The organism is Marinicella sediminis, from assembly GCF_002000055.1.
Lineage (GTDB): Bacteria > Pseudomonadota > Gammaproteobacteria > Xanthomonadales > Marinicellaceae > Marinicella > Marinicella sediminis.
This window is the reverse complement of sequence record NZ_MVBD01000007.1, coordinates 118,784-136,901: the sequence shown is the minus strand read 5'-3', so window position 1 is coordinate 136,901 and position 18,118 is coordinate 118,784. Positions and strand designations below refer to the sequence as shown.

The window sequence follows — 18,118 nt, the reverse complement described above, 5'->3', positions numbered from 1 at the left end:
TTAGGAAACCGGTGACCATTTTTTTTACTGAGAGCTAAGTGCCGGAAAACCTCATGATCCGGGCCTTGAGTCCTCAAATTAAAAAAAACAGTCCTGAGTTAAAAAAAAATCAAACACATGCCAATTTAAGATGGGCGCTGAAACCATCCACGTCCGACCAGACACCTTTTGAGGTTAGGCCGGATGATGACATGAGTTTGATTTTTCAGAACTTGGCACATCAGTCGTAAGCCATAGAAGCGGGGTTTTATGAAGTACATCTGGTGAGTCACTCAAGCAATTGACAGCAATAAACGTATTGGAATACAGACATGAAAAGAATAATTGGATTAATGGTATCAACCTGGATTTTACTGATGGCCACCACCGCTCATGGAGTGGTCAGAGTCAGTGATGATTTGCGCATACAGAAAGCCCAGGAAGTGATCAATGAATTGGGTTTTTATGACGCCATGGAGGTGGAAAAAAGAGCAAGACTGCATTTGCTCGATCAGCCAATTCCTGACATACCTGGTAAAAAACAAGGCAGTGGCCAGTGCAACACGGTACCTTGTTATCCGATTACCAAACCATTCTCATATCCAGTGCCAAATCCCTTAAAAGTACAAGGGACATTGCTCAATAAAATGAACATGCCCAACATCCGGCTGAAGTTTTCTGGCAGAAATGAGCAACACACTGCAGAAACAGAAGCGGGCCTGAATGCCTATGTGATCAGAATTGTGAAGGATGGCGCTTACTATGAAGACTACAGTTTTAATGCTTTGAGAACGGCTGACGGCGGTCTGCCAGCAGTGCAGTTTGCCAGAATCAGAAACCTGCAACCTGGTAATTATGAAATTCATCTGGCCAGCTACTACTACATCAACGGACAAGGTTCTTACACAGACTTTACAAGTTTTGAATCCTTTACCGTAACAGCATTTGAAAAGGTTGTGGCTGAACTTGCAGACCCCCAACTGAAAAGTTGTATCCTGGCCAATGGCCACAGCCAATCTGACTTGTTGAAGGATTTGGAAAAACTGGACTGTGCCAACAGCGGATTAACAGACAATTCTGTCACAGAACTGAAAAACAATCTGATCAGTCTGCGCTATTTGAATTTATCAAACAACAACCAATTAACCAAATGGGGTGGTCTGGGCTCCATGACTCATTTGTCGTGGCTGGATTTGTCTGACAATCCGCAGATGAATGTCGCAGGTGCCCGTGGTGCGGGTGACATTGACAGCATCATATTATCCGGCTTGAACCTATCCAGCGTACAAGGGGCTTCTTGGAATGCCAGTTACATAGACCTGAGTAACAACAACATCACCGGAGCCTATTCAGAGTTGTTCAGGCCCAATCGCAGTGAAGCGATTCAGGCTTTGGACCTGTCTGGAAACCCAGTGGTCACGGCAACAGATCCTGCGGGTTTCAAAACCGCAGTCACCGGACAGTTCATCGATGCGATTGATCTGAGCCAAACAGACATTCAGGACGTTAATGACCTGGTGGACACCAATGGGCTGAAGCATGTCAATCTGAATGGTGCGAGTCAATTGAGTACCACCCAGGACATCACTGATTTTGGTGGTTTTTGTGGTTTTTCGATGAGTAACACTCCGGTTAAAAACTTCAATGGCACCATGAAACCCATACAGTTTTTGAACCTGAGCAACAACCCCGATATGTATAAGGTCCAAGCCCTCAATCAGAGCTTGGCTGAACCGCAAAACTTCTGGCCATTGCACGTCGATCTGAGTGGTTCCAACGCCATGAAATGTGGTAATTATTACAACTTCATCGATTTCACCACGCCACCTGATGCGTTCCCATTACTGACCAGCATGGGCGTATCTGGTCTGGACCCGGCCACCTTACCCACCTGTCCAATGATCAATTGGCCTGGAGTGTTTAATCAGGCAGAAGACTGTATGATGCACAAAGTTGAGACGGCTTCAGGTTATGAAGACATCACAACACAAACCCGCTACATCACCTGGACACTGAACCACGCTGCGGTTGATGACATTTATCAACGCTGGGGTGTGACGCATCATCAGGTTCTGGCATTGAACAGCAATGACGAAGTGATTGACAGTCGGAATGTTCTGTTGAATGCTGAATTTCAGGCGGCTCGATTTGACTCATTAGAGGCAGTCCAGTACACGGTCGCAGCCTGTAATCCAAACAGCTGTGGTTACACCAGAACTGTTTCCAGCTTTGACCGGGGTTTGACCCGACCCACTCTGGATGATGGTGCGGTGATTTTTGATACGTCAGATCCGAATAATCTGCGCTTCAAATTCAATGTGAAATATGAAGCCAATGCGTTTAATCAGGTGCCTGGAGGCAGACCTGATTCTTTCAGGATTTACTCAACATTCCCTCAATCTGATGGTGATTTTCTGGTGGTTGATTTTACCAACATTGGAACCCAGCATCGGCTCAATGGTTGGTTTACCGCATTTCGTGATCGTGAAGATGTGGTAGGCACGGCGTTTCAGGTGGTGGCTTGTAACGCTTTGTTGGGCTGTTCCAAAGCAGCTTCAGTATCCGTAAATGATCCGGTGATTGATGCGTCATTACCCCGGCCCATCTGGAGTGGTGTCAGTTATGACGCCAGTGAACTGAACATGACGCTTAATTGGCATTTTGGTGGCAATGATTCTTCAGCTGTTGATTATATTGAAGTCAGTGAAATCAAGCCGGCTCAACAGGAAGGCGAAGTGATTTCCGCCAACCCCAATACCGATCAACTGGCACCCTTGTTGTTCACCAGTCATCTGGTTGAAGGACCCCTGGTACTGAATCGCATCGGTAAGGGTGATTATGATTATAAAATTCGTACATGTCAGCGTGACGATGATGCCGGTGACCGCTGTTCAGCCTGGTCACTGCCTCATTCTACGGTCACCGTGTCCCGGTCTGAAGTGAATGCCGTGACGATGAAACAACCATCCAACATAGGCTGGACCTGGACGGTTGATGAATTTGGCAACCCTGTGGTCGACGAACTGTTCTGGGAATTACAAGGCGGTTCTGTTGAGCCCGACTATTTTTTGCTCAGCACGCCTAACAACATACATTCCGGTTATTGTTTGTTGAAAAAGCGAGTCGTCAATGACGCTGGTAATAACTATGAGATTCAATACGAAGCTGTGACCGGTGTGAGAATCAACTGGTCTGATTTCAAGGACCCGTCAGGTGACATCACATTCAATACGCAATGGAGTTCATCCACATATTGTGAGCACATCAAGCCATCAGCTGATTCAAGCTTTCATAAAAAATTCTATTTACAAACCTGTAAAAACGGTGTGGGTTGTACCGAGCCGGTTGGCATTGATTTCCGGGAACCGTCTCCCAACAGCAACCCACCACAAAGTAACAGCTCACGCAATTCAGTCAGTGGGGGGCCTGGTGATTTCAGCCCCGGACATTGGTGGCACCGGGACCTGGCAGGCACCGGTTGGAATTTTTTCTGGGCCAATGGGCTGCGCTTTACTGAACAACATGGTCGGTATGGCGAAGCCTATGATTTGGTGGGGTATTGGCTGTCGTACAAAAAACTGGGAGAAAACTGGACGCCGGCCTGGTTTGAGGCACGATTGAAATTCATGCAAAACACCAGTGGTGGCAATCAACTCTTTCAGGGCGACATCTACTATCACGAGCGCATAACGGATCCGGTTTCTGGTGAAACACAAATCAATTCAATTGATACCGGTAACATCATGTTGCGCTTTGACCCCAATTCATCCAGCCAGGCAACCATGGCTTTAAACCTGGATTATGCCCTGGGCCATTTCACAGAAGTAGACATCAGTAAAAACATCCACCCTTACACCGTTTGTGATATCGCTGCTGGATGTAATGGCATTGAAACCGGCAGTCTGATGCTGGAAATAGAAGACTTTTCAGTCTTCAACATCAACCAAACCAATAACACGCCCAATGATGCTGATCATTACATGGGTTTGTGGCAAAAAAACATCACCGACATGTCATCACCGCTGAGTTCAGCCGAAGTCTCGGTGCTGACCTGGATCGATGGTGGTGTGGAGACTGAATTCTTCCTGTATTTTGATGGCGACGGACAACCGGTGTGGTTACAAAGTGCTTACGTGTGCTTTACCGACAATCCTTTGTGTGAAAATGCGCCGGCAGGCTACTTCGATGATTTTGATCAAAATGATGACGCCAACGATTACAATTTAATCACCATTCCCAATGGCTTCAATCCACTGACCCAACGTCCTGCTGAAGGTTGGGTAGGCGATGCATTGACTGGTGTTGGGTATGCAGGGCGGTCTTTTGAACAATCTGATGGTGACACCGCTTTCAGAGAAGCAAAATTCTGGTTTGACGTGGAACGAGCTGGGGTGTTGGAGTACCGAAACATTGCCACATTTGGAGCTCATGGAACCGGCCAGTCAAGCATGCAAACGTATGAAAAACGGGCCAATCTGCATGGTATTTTTTACCAAATCAATGATGCCGACATCAGTTTACAAACCTGTGATCCCAATGTGCAGGGCCAGTGCGACATCCGCTTCAGTTGGTACACGGATGACAATTTTGACAGCATACACCCCCAATATTCTTTCAATGGTGGTGGCTTCCAGCCGCTGGAAAACCTGCCAGGATGTTCCTCCAACGTACCAGGTGGATATGTGGTAACCGGAGAATACCAATGCACCATCGAACAGCCAGGAACCTATGTGTTCCAGTTACACAAAGACAAATACCTTTCGCCCACTCAGACAGTGGCGATTGCCGAATCCAAACCCCTGATCATTGAAGACTGTGTGTCTGGATTGTGCAGCACCGGCAATGACCCTCAATATGCGACTGCGCCCAACCCGGCCCAGCACACTTTGGCAAGCAATGATGCTTCCAGCCTGGTGGGTTTCACTTCAGGTGCATTGAATATAGACATGAGTGGTGCCAGCACCTATTCAATTCCTGTGTTCACCCCCAAAGGCACCGGTGGTCTGTCACCACAATTGTCATTGAACTACAACTCCAACGGCGGCAATGATGTGGCCGGTCAAGGCTGGAACATCAGCGGGACCTCTGCCATCAGCCGCTGTTTGCGAAATGTCGAACAGGATGGCATCACGCTGGAACAGTACCAGCCCATCTCGCTGACAAACGCTGATGCGTTTTGTCTGGATGGTCAAAAGTTATTACAGGTTCCCAACGGCAACACACATGGAACAGTGGGAGCAGAATACCGCACTGAAATGGAATCATTCAGTAAAGTTGTGGTGGCTGCCGCTGATGCGTCTGGTCCAACACAGTTCAGCGTTTATCTGAAGAATGGTGAGATCCGCACTTATGGAGCCAGCGGGGTTTACGATGCTCAGGTGATGAGTGCCGACGGAACCGCAGTGATGACCTGGTTGATGAATGAGATCGCCGATCGCAATGGCAACAGCATGCGTTTTATCTGGGATAATTCATTGGTTGGAGAATCCTATCTGGAGCAAGTGGAATACACCCTGCGCAGCAACATGCTGACCCCACAAAATGTGATTGAATTTAATTATGAAACCCGATCTGATCAGGCGGCTCACTATTCTCAGGAAGCGGTCAATAAACGACACAAGCGCCTTTCAAACATACAGACCAAACGCAGAATCACACCGGCTTCTAGCCTGCAAACCATCCGCAAGCTGGATTTAACCTATGCCTATTCGCCGTTGTCCGGTCAGTCTCAGTTGAACAGTGTGACTGAATGTGCTGATGCCGGAAACACCAATTGTTTACAACCGGTGGTATTCACCTGGAGCAGTGATGGCAGTGAAGATTGGTTCAAACCTTATAACACAGCCACCGGTAACATCCTTCGTTTCAAAGACATGATGGGCAGTCCAAAGCCGATTGACATCAATGGTGACGGGGTCAGTGAAATGGTGTTTGCTTTCTACTTTGAAGACAATGGTAATAATCCGGAAGTGCGGTTTGCTTTGGCCGGAAATTCGAGAACCATTGACCTCGAGGGTAACGGTAATTTGTTCCCACCAGACACACCGGAATTCAATGGTGGCGCTTTCTGTGCCGACACCAACAACGGCAGCTTCTACAACCGCACCTGTAATACCGAGATTCAACCCGCTGAGCCGGAAGATTACACCATCAACAACAATGATTTTTATGTGTTTGATTTCAATGGTGATGGGTTTGATGATCTGTTAACCCCGGTGAAAAACAACATGACCTGGCGCGTGAGTTTCTCTAACGGTTCTAAAATATGCCAGTCTGCTACATCAGGTATTGGCTGTCTGAATCAGATGGATACCCAAATCGGCTGGTTTCCTAATGCCAATTCACAGAACTTTGCGGATTTCACCGGTGATGGTTTACCAGACCTGTTGGCCTTTGATGTCAGCGGCGAAGTACAAGACCAGGGTGGCCGCGGATTGTATACCAGTATCTATGATTCAGCCCAGTTGCATATCAGTGACTACGTGGCCGGTAGCGATCGGGTGGAGTTCACCCAGTCTGTTCCGGTGACTTTGGATACCTCTGGATTCCCGATAAACACATATCAAATGTATTGTGAAAATCTGGATCCAAATTCCGGACCGCCTTTCGACAACCCTTACATCAGTTGTCCCGAATTTGAAAATGGCGGCGTGTTTATACCCAGAATTGCTTCGATCAGTCCGCTGCCAGCCGATGTCAATGGAGATGGTTTGAATGATGTTTTGGTGGCATTTCAGTACCTTCATGACACCCAGCGTTGTCTGGACGGGACCAACCGCAGCATCATCAATGAGGATAATTACTGTTGGGTTAAGTTCTGGTCGGTGCATTCGTTTGAGCCAGGCCAGGGAGCCAAGGGCAACCTGACTGGACACCTCAAATTCATCAGTAACATTGGTTATTCAACCAGTCCTGGATATGTCATCCAGACGTCAACAGACCAGGGGGCAACGATTCAGGACTTTGATTTTGGTTCTTTGATTAACTTTGGTTTTGATCAGGATATTCAGATGATGGACATGAATGGTGATTTCCAGGCCGATGTGGTGACCACCGAAGGTTTTTACCTGAATCAGCACGGATTGTTTGAAACCTTTGTGCCTTTTGATTTGATCGATGCGTCATACGCTGCAGCGATTCAAACCAACCCAGGTTACAACGAAGAAAAACGCGATGATGATTTCAAGTACCTGACCCAGTATGTTGATGTGGATTACGACGGGGACCTGGATGTGTTGTATCCGTCTGCTGATAACAATTCAAACAATGGCCGGGTGAATTACCGCTACAAAACCCTGGAATACACCGCAACCAGTGGTTACCACATGTCAGCGGCGAAAACGCCCCCCAGCAGCATTCTGGCCAGAAAATCGAACTCCAAGGCAGAGGCCACGGTTCACATGTTTGCTGATTTGAATGGTGACTCTTTTGTTGATCACTTTTACCTCAAGCGTGGTGACAGCAATTCCACAGCTCAGGAAAAACACACCTTCATCGGCAATGATTCCTGGAAAGCCAAAGACAAGATTGTCAGCATCCGCAAAACCGCACCGAATGGTTTATTTGATGAAACCATCATCAGTTATGAATCAGCGACCCTGCCCACGGTATATGCCCGTGGAACCAATGGCTATGGGGCCAATTGGGGCAATGGTTCTTTTGTATTTGATGTGAAATCACCGATGTATCTGGTGCGCCAGGTTGAACAAAAATCTCCGACTGAGGGTCTTGCCAATAACTACAGTAAGGTGTTGTACCATTACAAAGGCCTGCGGGTTCAGGGCGGCGGTCGTGGATCATTGGGATTTGCAGAGATTTCCAGCATTGATTATCAGAATCAGATCAGCACACAAACGGCTTATCGTCAGGACTACCCGTTTACGGGCAATCCTGAATGGACCATGAAAAACTATCACAGTGCGCTGAACAATGCCGCACAAACCACTTTCAGTTGTGCGGTGGGTGAGGATGATTGCAGTTACTCGGTTTGTTCATCTGGAGACAGCTGTATGGATCCGATGATTGATGGTCAGAACTTTGCTCCAATGACCAGCAGCTTGAACACTTACAATGAGGTATCACCAGCCAGCACTGCCGGCAGTTCATTTGTGTATTTGTTCAAATCAGTTGAGGAACAATTTGAATTTGGAGCCACCGAAGCCCATGCTTTTGTGGTCACCAAAATGAACTATGAAAACACCACAGATCCAGCTCACTTTTATGGCAATGTCAGTCGCACCATCAGCAAAACCTGTACCGCTTACAATGTCGCAAGTTGTGATGCATTAACCTATGTCGAGGTAGACAATACCTATGCCGAAGCTGAGCAGGATCCGGACAACTGGATTCTGGGCCGTCTGACGACCAGCGTGACCACCAACGGCAGGAGGAACCTGATCACAGGTACAGGTTGGCTGACCGATGCCACCCAAACTGGTTTCAGTTATGATCCAGTCACCGGACAGGTTCTTGAGGAAGTGATTCATGAAGATAAAGCTGATCAAAGCCTCTACCTGAAGACCCGGCACTATTATGACAGCTATGGCAACGAAACCCATAAGCTGGCCTGTTCTCGCGCTGTGGTCAATGCCCAGAATTGCCATAAGGATTACCGTCCAGCGAAGATCATGCCAAGTCAATTGGATGTGTTCAGGTACTCGGAGATGAGTTATGACAATCAATGGCACATGTACCCCGACCGCACTTATGGCCTGTACCATGATGATGGCCAACAAGCCGTCATCAAAGTGCAAACCGGTCAGGTCAATTCACGTGATGTGTTTGGCAACGCCCTGAGATCATCAGACCTGCTCAACAACACCACCGTTGAATCTGTGTTTGGTCTATTTGGTGAAGAACAAGCCAACAAGTCGAACACCGGTGCTTATTCAGAATCGCATAATTATTGGTGTGTGAGTAATTCTTCGCTGCATTGTCCCTCATCCGCAGCGATCGTCAGTGTCACTCATTCGCCTTCAGCTCCTGATAAGCGAGAATACAAAGATGCCCAGGGCCGCGTGGTGCGGGCACAAACCCAGTCAATGGGTGATGCGTCCAACCCAGGTGCCTGGACCACCATTGATACCTGGTACGATGATGTGGGTCGTTCAGTGAAAACCAGCATGCCGTATTTCAGGAAGAACAGCGATGGCAGCAGAATTGGCAGCATGTACTCAGCGGTCAATCTTTATGATGTTTTTGGCCGGTTGGAGTTGACCAGCACACCAGCCCACACCGGTGGTTCAGCCATCACCACCATCACTCGTGATGGATTGAAAACCACCACCATCAATGCCAAAAATCAAAAGCGTGTGGAATACTCAGATGTCAGTGGCAAAGTGGTAAAAATAGAGCAGTTCCTGGATGACCACAACACGGTGTACAGCACCATTGAATACATTTACGGTGCCTCAGGAAACTTGCTCCAAATGACCGCCAATGGTGCCACCACCACCATCACCTATGATGATCTGGGCCGCAAACGGACCATGAGTGATCCGGATAAAGGTAATTGGAGCTACACGTACAATGCCGTGGGTGAGCAATTGACTCAGCAAGATGGTCTGGGCCAGGAAGTGATCAACACCTATGATTTTAAAGGGCGTTTGGTACAAAAAACGGCCATCAATGTGATTGGCGAACAGCCTTTGGAAAACCACTGGGTTTATGGTGCTGCTGGTCGCTATGGCAAACTGACCAGTGAATATTCTGTGATCCAGGATCAGGCTGATGCCGTCAATGGTCGTGAGCGGATTGATAAAGTTTACCAACATGACTTTTTTGGTCGGGTCAATGAAGTAACCACTTATATAGCAGATGGTGAACAGGGCAATGATACTTCGGTTTATACCCAGAAAACCACCTTTGATGAATATGGGCGGGTATTCCAGAATATTGATCCAACAGGCTTCGGTACCATGGCATTGTATAACAGCTACGGCTATCAGGACCGCATCCTTGAAGCCGCGGAATGCATGAACCAGAGCAGCAGCACCTGTGTGAACTATCAGGGCCGCAAATACCGGTCGTATTATCAGGCACTGGCCATGGATCCCTTTGGGAATGTGATCAAGGAAGCCCATCATGATGGCACCCTGACCACGGTGAAGAATTACCACAAACAAAATGGTTTCATGCAAAACACTTGTTTTGCTGAAGGCAGTACACCTGACTGTGCCAGCAACGGGCCCATGAATTTCTCGGTTCAGTTTGGCTTTGATGTGTTGGGTAATCTGGTCAGTAAAACCGATGCTGAAAACGCCGAAACCTTTGAATATGATGCACTCAATCGCCTGCGTGAAGAGTCCAGACAAATCAATGGTGGTCCGGCAATCCTGAAGTCACACGACTACCACGCCAACGGCAATCTGTGGCATAAAGATGGGACGTTGTTGGAATACGACCAGATCAATGGGGCAGGCCCGCACGCGGTGACCGGATTTGGTGGTATCAGTTATCATTATGATGCGGTTGGCAATATGACCTCCAGCATCAACCCGAATGGTGAGGGTAACAAGGCCATTCAGTACACGGCGCTGAACAAGGCGTACCTGATCCACAACAGTGACAACAACAAGTCGGCTTACTTCCAGTACGACAACGGTCACTCCAGGTACGTCAGAAAAGACCTGACCGATGGTGTGGTGGACACCACCACCCACTACATCGGTAATGTCGAAATGATCCGCGGCGGTGAGGTTGGCAGGGCTGAGCGATACAAACGTTACATTGGAAATCTGATCATTGATCTGCCGGCCAGACTGGCTTTCCAGAACAGCTGGGATTACAGCTACCAGTTCAAGGATCACTTGGGGTCGGCGCAAGTGACGGTAACGGTGAATCGTGAAGGCGTGCTCGCCGGGAATGTGCAGCGACCATCTTTCGATGCCTGGGGGCAACGCCGTTATTCTGGTTCTGATGACTTGAGTAACCCTGACTTTGATGTGTTCATTGCCACCACCACCCGCGGGTTTACCGGGCATGAGCATCTGGATGATGTCGGCATCATTCATATGAATGGCCGGATTTATGATCCCACCCTGGGTCGCTTTTTGCAGGCTGATCCGCACATCCAGGATCCTTTTGACACGCAGAGCCTGAACCGCTATTCCTATGTGGGTAATAATCCACTGTCATTGAACGATCCAACCGGATACTGGTCCATGGATGTGTTCCTGAAAAACTGGGGACGACCGCTGGCTTCAATCGCTGTGAGTTTTATCCCGGTGGGCGGTCAGTACCTGGCAATCATGCTCAAAGGAGCGGTTTCTGGAGCCATCACCGGTGGCACCAAAGGGGCCCTGATTGGCGCCTTCACCGCTGCTGCATTCCATGGCATCGGTGAGTCCTTTGATAAAGTGAAGGCCAAGAACGTCAAAGCGGCTGATTTTAAGGAGTTTGCCAACACCGGATTGTCAGCCGGACAGTTTGCCGGTAAAGTGGCCATGCATGGCATGGTGGGTGGCGCCTCTTCGGTGCTACAGGGTGGTAAGTTTGGTCATGGCTTTGCATCAGCAGGTGCCACTGAGGCCCTATCCCCTGGCATCGATAACATAGAAACAGGAGGTGCCCCAATGAGGATTGCGGTGGCAGCCATTGTCGGCGGCACCATTTCAGAGGCCACCGGAGGTAAGTTTGTCAATGGTGCGGTAACTGGAGCTTTTTCCCGTGCTTTCAATGCAGAGCTCCATCGTGAAGAAAAGAGAAGGCTCAGTATCTCAAGAGCAGAGAGAAAGGGAATGTCTGTTAAGGAGAGAGAAATTTTTGACAAAGCCATTAAAAAACTGAAATTTGAGCTAAAAGTAGCCGAAGATGACTTTTTAAATTATTCTGATGAATGGAATAACCGCCCTTTAGGTGTGGCATTAATTTCTGCTCATAAACATATTTTTTATTGGAAAAAAGTTGATGCTACTATGTCTTTTGTTTCGCCAGAAACTGCTGAAAGTGGAATCGTTTATAATAAAAGTGAAACAGATTTTCTCCCTTATCAACATGGCGGACAGTGGGAAATGTTTGGAACCAATAGAACTTATCTCTCATCTGGTCAATATGACTACTTTGGCGTGGTGGTTATAGCCCCGACTATAAATAGCAGAAATCCGTTAAGTTCGTTTTCAAATCATCTACAAAATTTAGCAAACAGTGCGAATGCACCTAGTTTTTTAATATTGAGAGGTAAAGTATATGGGTACCGTCCAGAAAGTAATTAATTGTTTGATATTACTGTTTATGATTTTTTTCACTGTCTTTTTTATCTCAGGAGACAGATCGAGCGAATTTTCCAGTAGTGCATTTTTGGAGGCAAATATTGTTAATATCACTCAAAAGCCTGAACTATATGAGAATAAAAGAGTATATGTAACTGGATATCTAATTGAATTTCCACTGATGTTATATCTTAATAAAGAGCAGTCTGATTTTTCATTAGGAGGCATCAGTGTTTCTATCCAAGACTCAACCAAAAATGGTGATCTGGTAAGCTCGGTTAATTGTTTTAATAAATATGTTGGAATTACAGCTGTATTAAAGAAGCCTGAAAAATATAATACTAAAAACTATTACTTAACAGATGTATCAAGAGTTGAATCAATAAATGATGGATTGGTTGAATCTTGCTACACAATTAAGGAATAGACAATTCGAGGGTTGTAAACGGATAAGCTCGTTTTGTATTTCTAATAATTGGGTAGTATGTTAGACCCTGTAAAAAAAGCAATTAAATGAGCATGAATCATCAAACTGCATTGTTATTTGAATACCTAGGTTTAAATGAGTTTTATAATAAAAGTTCTGTTCAGAAATACATGTCAATGCTTCAATTCTGAGCCAGAACAATACAGAAAGCGCGCGGAATGATTCACAGCGGCTTTCTGTCGGCATATAATCAACTGAACTGTTTTATTCAAGGAGGAATCATCATGAATCAACATAACTTTATCAAACTGGCCCTGGTGGTGCTGGCGTTGCTGATGTTGGCTGAGCCGGCGTTGGCGGGTCCTGGTGGGAAAATAGCCAGTGCGGTATTTGAGTCATTCTGGGGGCGGGTTTTGCTGGTGGTACTGACCATCGTCTTCTTGCCACTGATCATCTACGCCTTATTGCGTGAGAAGCTGTCTGAGCGACGGGCCCGCAAGGACCTGCGTTTCATGGCTGGATACAGCGCCCAGTTTGATTGGCTGAAGATACAGGAAAGAGCCAAGGATTGTTTTTACCGGGTCCATTCCGGTTGGGAACAGCAAGACCTGTCAGGCGTCAGCCGGTGGATGACGGACTGGTACTGGCAGAATCAGCAGATGGTGCACCTGGAGCGCTGGAAAAAAGCCGGTTTACAGAACATATGTCAGGTCAAAAAAATCAACACCATCAAACCCCTGTTGTTTGTGCATCGCAATCAAGACGCCGAACACGAAGGGTCTGTGGTGGTGATTTTGATGGCAGCCAACATGCAGGACTACCTGCAACAGCGCGATTCCGGAAAAGTGGTTGAAGGCTCTCGACGTTACAAAGATGTGGAGACGGTTTGGTCATTCACCATGATGGATGGTCAGTGGAAAGTGTCTGACATCGAAGAGGGCAGCATGTCACTGTCTTATGCCAAACTGGTCAAAGAATTACCGGCCATTGAAAGCACCGTGGTGTCTGACCTCAGGGCCTGATGGAAATCAGGTGTAATGCGCAGCACTGGCATTTCCGCAGTTGAGTCTGAATCAGCCTGCAGCCTGATGACAAGCGATGCAGCAGTGATTATGTTGATGGGCATTGAACCGATGAAAAAAGGTCGTTTCCGGGTACCAGTTAAGCTTCGAATCCAAAGCAATGATGTACTGTGTCAATGATCTCAAAAGCATATCAATGGTTGTTTTTTCTGTTCAGAAGGTGTCAGGCATTGATCATCCTGGTGGTGTTCCTGTTGCCTTATGATGTGGTGCAAAGCTGGCCACTGCAAATCATCTTGTTGCTGGTATTTATCTCACTGGGTTATGATTTCTTTCAGTTGCTGACGGACCCGGATTACAACAAAAAAGCAGCCGCAAAAGATTGGCAGGAAACCAGGCGTTTGATGGGCCAGGATGGCAAACCACGTCAATCTGACGAAGCTGGTTCAGGTGATTAGGTTCAGGCTGTGATTTCCCTGAGTCTGTTTGTGAAATTCCTCAGCCACAATCTGTTCTTCAGTGGGTGACTTCCTGAGCCTTCCCCGATAAACTGAGCAGATGATATTCGCTTTGTTAACCTTTGCCCCATGAACCAGCGCCCACTCATCAACCTTGATCGGTCAATTTCCGAGATCGGCCTGGGCTGTGCCAGTTACTGGGGTAACAAGCGTTTTTCTGAACGGCAGGCGGTGGCGGTGGTGCATGCCGCTTTGGATCATGGGATCACCTATTTTGATACCGGGCACAGTTATTCCGGGGGGTATGCTGAGGCGCGGTTGGGGCGGGCTTTGGCCTCATCGCAGGTGTCCCGTGATGGCTTGTTGATCAGTTCCAAGGCGGGCACCCGGGTGGGAAATTACGGGCGTTTATGTAAAGATTTTTCGCCGGAGTGGTTGCGCCGTTCCTGTGAGCAGTCGTTGCGTGATTTGGGGCTGGGGCAGTTGCCGGTGTTTTATTTGCACGGGCCCAATCCGGAAGACTTCAATGACGACGTTTTTGGTCTGTTGGAATCCCTCAAAGCAGAAGGCAAAATCGGTCTGGTTGGGGTCAATGCTTTTGATGACCACATCATTAAATTGACGGTTGAATCGGGTCAGTTCCAATGTCTGATGCCGGATTTCAACATCCTCAGGCCCGAGCGCATTCCTCAACTGGCCAAATGGCGGGAGCAGGGGTTTGATGTGTTCGTGGCCGGCGCTCTGGCTGGTGGTTTGTATGACCAACGCTTCAAACAGTTTCGTGGGTTGAAATCAATCTGGTATTGGTTGCGGGCCTGGAAGAACAACCGCCACCAACTCAGGCAGGCCAAAACCCTGGCTTTTCTTAATAACCACCCAGAGCATGCTGCGACTCAATTGGCGCTGGCCTATGTGTTACAACAGCCACATTTCAGTTCGGCCTTGCTTGGCACCACGTCGGTGGCTCACCTGACCGAGCTGGCTGGGGTTTCGGCCGCTGACCTGGGGGCTGACTGGGCACAGCGCATCGGCGAGCAGCAAAACACCTGGTGATTCTTCGCTCGGTTCCTGTATTTTGATGGTATAGCCCTGTCTGCCAGGTGCTGTAAAAGTGCAATTTATCTCTTTTTTTCATTTTTTTTGACAAGACAGCTTGTGATTTTTCGTCTGGAGAATAAGGAGCCTGTTGTACAGGTGATTCAATCCAAGGAGAAGACGTGATGAAAAAGCACATATGTTACGGCACTTTACTGGTGCTGCTGTTGACCCAGATTTCGCTGGCAAATGCCAAACAAAAGACCTTATATACCATTGATCCGGCGGTGAAATCGCGGTTGGATGCGGTGATCCCGATCAATCAATCGGTTGAGGAATGGGACATCAGTTTTGATGTGTCTCAGGTCACCGAGACCAACAAGGTCCTCAACCTGCAATTACCAGTGGATAAAAAAGGCTTGTGGTCATTTTCGGTGACCCAGACCACCACCCGCCTGTATGACAACGGCGATTTTCAGTGGGCCGGAACGCTGGGTTCTGCTGCCGATGCCGGTGGCACGGTCATCTTCAATATCATTGGGGGCCAACCTTATGGCCTGGTGATGGCAAATGGTTTGAGTTTCGAAATCTACACCGATCCGGCGTTGGGTACCCGCCTGGCCCGTACCGAGTCGAAATCATCTACCCTGGATGATCTGCTCGAAGAAGAGGTCAGTGCGCTTAATTCAGTGAATCTGGATGATACCAAGCCTGCTGGCAAATCGCACATGAAAGGCGGGGTGGCACCTGGTGTCTCGGTGGTCGATGTGCTGGTGGTGATCGATGATGATTTGTATTATTCCGGCAGTCCCATTTTTGGCAAAATTCAAAATGAGAAAATGAATGCGGATTACATCCTGGCCAATTCGGGTCCGAATGCCGTTGGGGTACCGGTTCGTTTGAATTTATTGCCTTATCAACCGATCAATGTGCCGGCACAATATCAGAACATCACATTCGTCAACGGACAGCTTGAATCTTACAGCCACATGACCGATGAACAATCGGCGCTGTCATTGAGCCTGATGCAAATGCAAGAAAACTCAGGTGCCGACTATGTGGCACTGTACATTCCATTCGATCCTGATGTGTTGGGCACAGAAGCCTGTGGGGTGGCTTCCATTCCCAGGTACAATGCCCAGGATATCAACCAGTTCAGGTTTTCGTTTTCCCTGCATGCCTCTACCTGTAATGCCGATCAATTTGTGTTTTTGCATGAGCTGATGCACAATTTTGGTTCGGCACATATCGGAGGCAGTACGGTTGCTTTTGAACCCTATGCCAGGGGGTATGATATTTGGGGATCTGTAGATGGTGATTTTTCTACCCTCATGGGTTGTACCCAAACCACAGGCACTGATCCCAGTGACTTCACTTGTAACCGCATTCCTCACCTTTCTACCCCTGAAGTGGTGATCAGTGGCCAGCCGATCGGCCGGTTCACCAACAGCAATCCATCTTCTAACTTCAATGCCGATAACGTGCGGTTTTTAACAGAGTGCGCGGGTTATGATCCGGTTTCTCAGGCAGTCACTGAGCCATGTCGCCGCTATCAGATGGCCACCAAAGGATCCAACACCAATCCGGTGGACAGCGCCCCAACTCTGGCCATCACCTCACCGCTCAACAATCAGCTCATTGAACCGGTCAGCAGCTTTCAGTTAAGCGCCTCGGTCAGTGACGACTATGGCGTGGCAGCGGCCAACTGGACCATTTCTGACTTGGGTACCAACCCACCAACGGTGGTGGCCACCCATGACTTGTCGGTGTCAGGGACTAACCCCAACATCAATCTGAACACCCCGGTGTTCAATGTTCCAGGCAGTTACCTGGTGTCTGCCAGGGTGACCGACACCGCTGGACAGCAGGTCTCGGATAGCCATCAACTGACGGTCAATGACGACGATGTGCCGGTGATTATCCTCACCAGTCCTGGTGAAGGTCAGTATTTCGCGGTGGGTGAGCAAGTGACCTTGCAGGCACAGGTGGTTGATGACAACCCGATTAATCAGGTCAGCTGGACGGTTTACTACCAAAACCTCAATCAACCGGTTGCAACCGGGGTGGGCAATGACAGCAACTACAGCTTTGTGACCCAACCACTGACCCAGGCAGGTCACTATCTGATTGAAGCAGAGGTGGTAGACAGTGCTGGTCAGCCGGCTTCAGTCATGGGTTCTTTTAACATTGATGCCAAGCCCGTGGTCAGCATCATTGATCCTGCGGCGGCAGCGCAATTGGTCGCCATCGGTGGGATCCACAGCATGACAGCAACAGCCAGTGATGACCGGGGACCGGTGTCGGTGTTTTGGGAAGTGGAAAATGCCTATACCGATGAAGTGATTGACAGTGGTTTTGGAAATCGCTCGCAGTGGACCTTTGTCACCAATGCATTGACCCAATCCGGTCATTATGTGCTCAGAGCCACCGCCACAGATGTGCTGGGTCAGACCGCTTTCACAGCCATCATCATAGAACTGATCGAAAGTACAGATGTGCAATCGTCTTTTTCATTCTTCAGCAAAGACCCGCTGCCCCGGGTAACGGTGACTAACACCGGTGACATTTCTGCCCGCCATGTGGTCACCAGACATGCCCTGTATAAACACCCCAGTGTGGTTGGGCAGGCAGCGGTCAGCCAATTGCCCGCTGAGTGTGTTGAGTTGGATCCAAACAGCCTGCCATTTGTTGATCCCAACTTGGCCGTCATGTATGAGTGTCAGCTGCCAGGTCTGGGTACCTTTGATTGGCAACTTGACTGGGATTTGATCTGTCTGGAAACCCCCAAAGCCAGTCTGTTATTCACCACCGAGCTGGTCAGCATCAATGGCGTTCAGATTCCCGGTGATGACAGTAACAGCAGCATCAACTACGGCCATCAGTTCTGTAATTACTGAGCCTGCCAAGCGATGCTGAGCATCATATCAGCATAACCCCAAAAGCCAGCCGAGGTTCTTCGTGCTGGCTTTTGGGTGTTATCTTCTCAAT

Annotated in this window: 6 protein-coding genes; all 6 read left to right on the top strand. The window is 48.2% G+C overall.

Annotation, left to right across the window (positions count from 1 at the left end):
* The first annotated feature begins 311 nt into the window (after positions 1–311).
* The 6 genes from B0475_RS11135 to B0475_RS11110 all read left to right on the top strand — a co-directional run bounded on the left by B0475_RS11135 (position 312) and on the right by B0475_RS11110 (position 18,027).
* Complete coding sequence (locus tag B0475_RS11135; protein ID WP_077411935.1) at positions 312–12,191, top strand: RHS repeat-associated core domain-containing protein; 11,880 nt, start codon at positions 312–314, stop codon at positions 12,189–12,191.
* The gene (locus B0475_RS11130) at positions 12,166–12,615 is read left to right on the top strand and encodes a hypothetical protein (RefSeq protein ID WP_077411934.1); all 450 of its coding nucleotides are present in this window, start codon (positions 12,166–12,168) and stop codon (positions 12,613–12,615) included. Before B0475_RS11135 ends, B0475_RS11130 begins: the two co-directional genes overlap by 26 nt.
* 284 nt (positions 12,616–12,899) lie before the next feature.
* Positions 12,900–13,637, top strand: coding sequence for a Tim44 domain-containing protein (locus tag B0475_RS11125; protein WP_077412030.1), 738 nt, complete (start codon positions 12,900–12,902; stop codon positions 13,635–13,637).
* Positions 13,638–13,813: 176 nt separating this feature from the next.
* Complete coding sequence (locus B0475_RS11120; protein ID WP_077411933.1) at positions 13,814–14,095, top strand: hypothetical protein; 282 nt, start codon at positions 13,814–13,816, stop codon at positions 14,093–14,095.
* A gap of 129 nt (positions 14,096–14,224) precedes the next feature.
* Positions 14,225–15,148, top strand: a complete 924-nt coding sequence (locus B0475_RS11115) for an aldo/keto reductase (protein WP_077411932.1) — start codon at positions 14,225–14,227, stop codon at positions 15,146–15,148.
* Between the two features lie 167 nt (positions 15,149–15,315).
* Complete coding sequence (locus tag B0475_RS11110) at positions 15,316–18,027, top strand: Ig-like domain-containing protein (RefSeq protein WP_077411931.1); 2,712 nt, start codon at positions 15,316–15,318, stop codon at positions 18,025–18,027.
* The last annotated feature ends 91 nt before the right edge of the window (positions 18,028–18,118 follow it).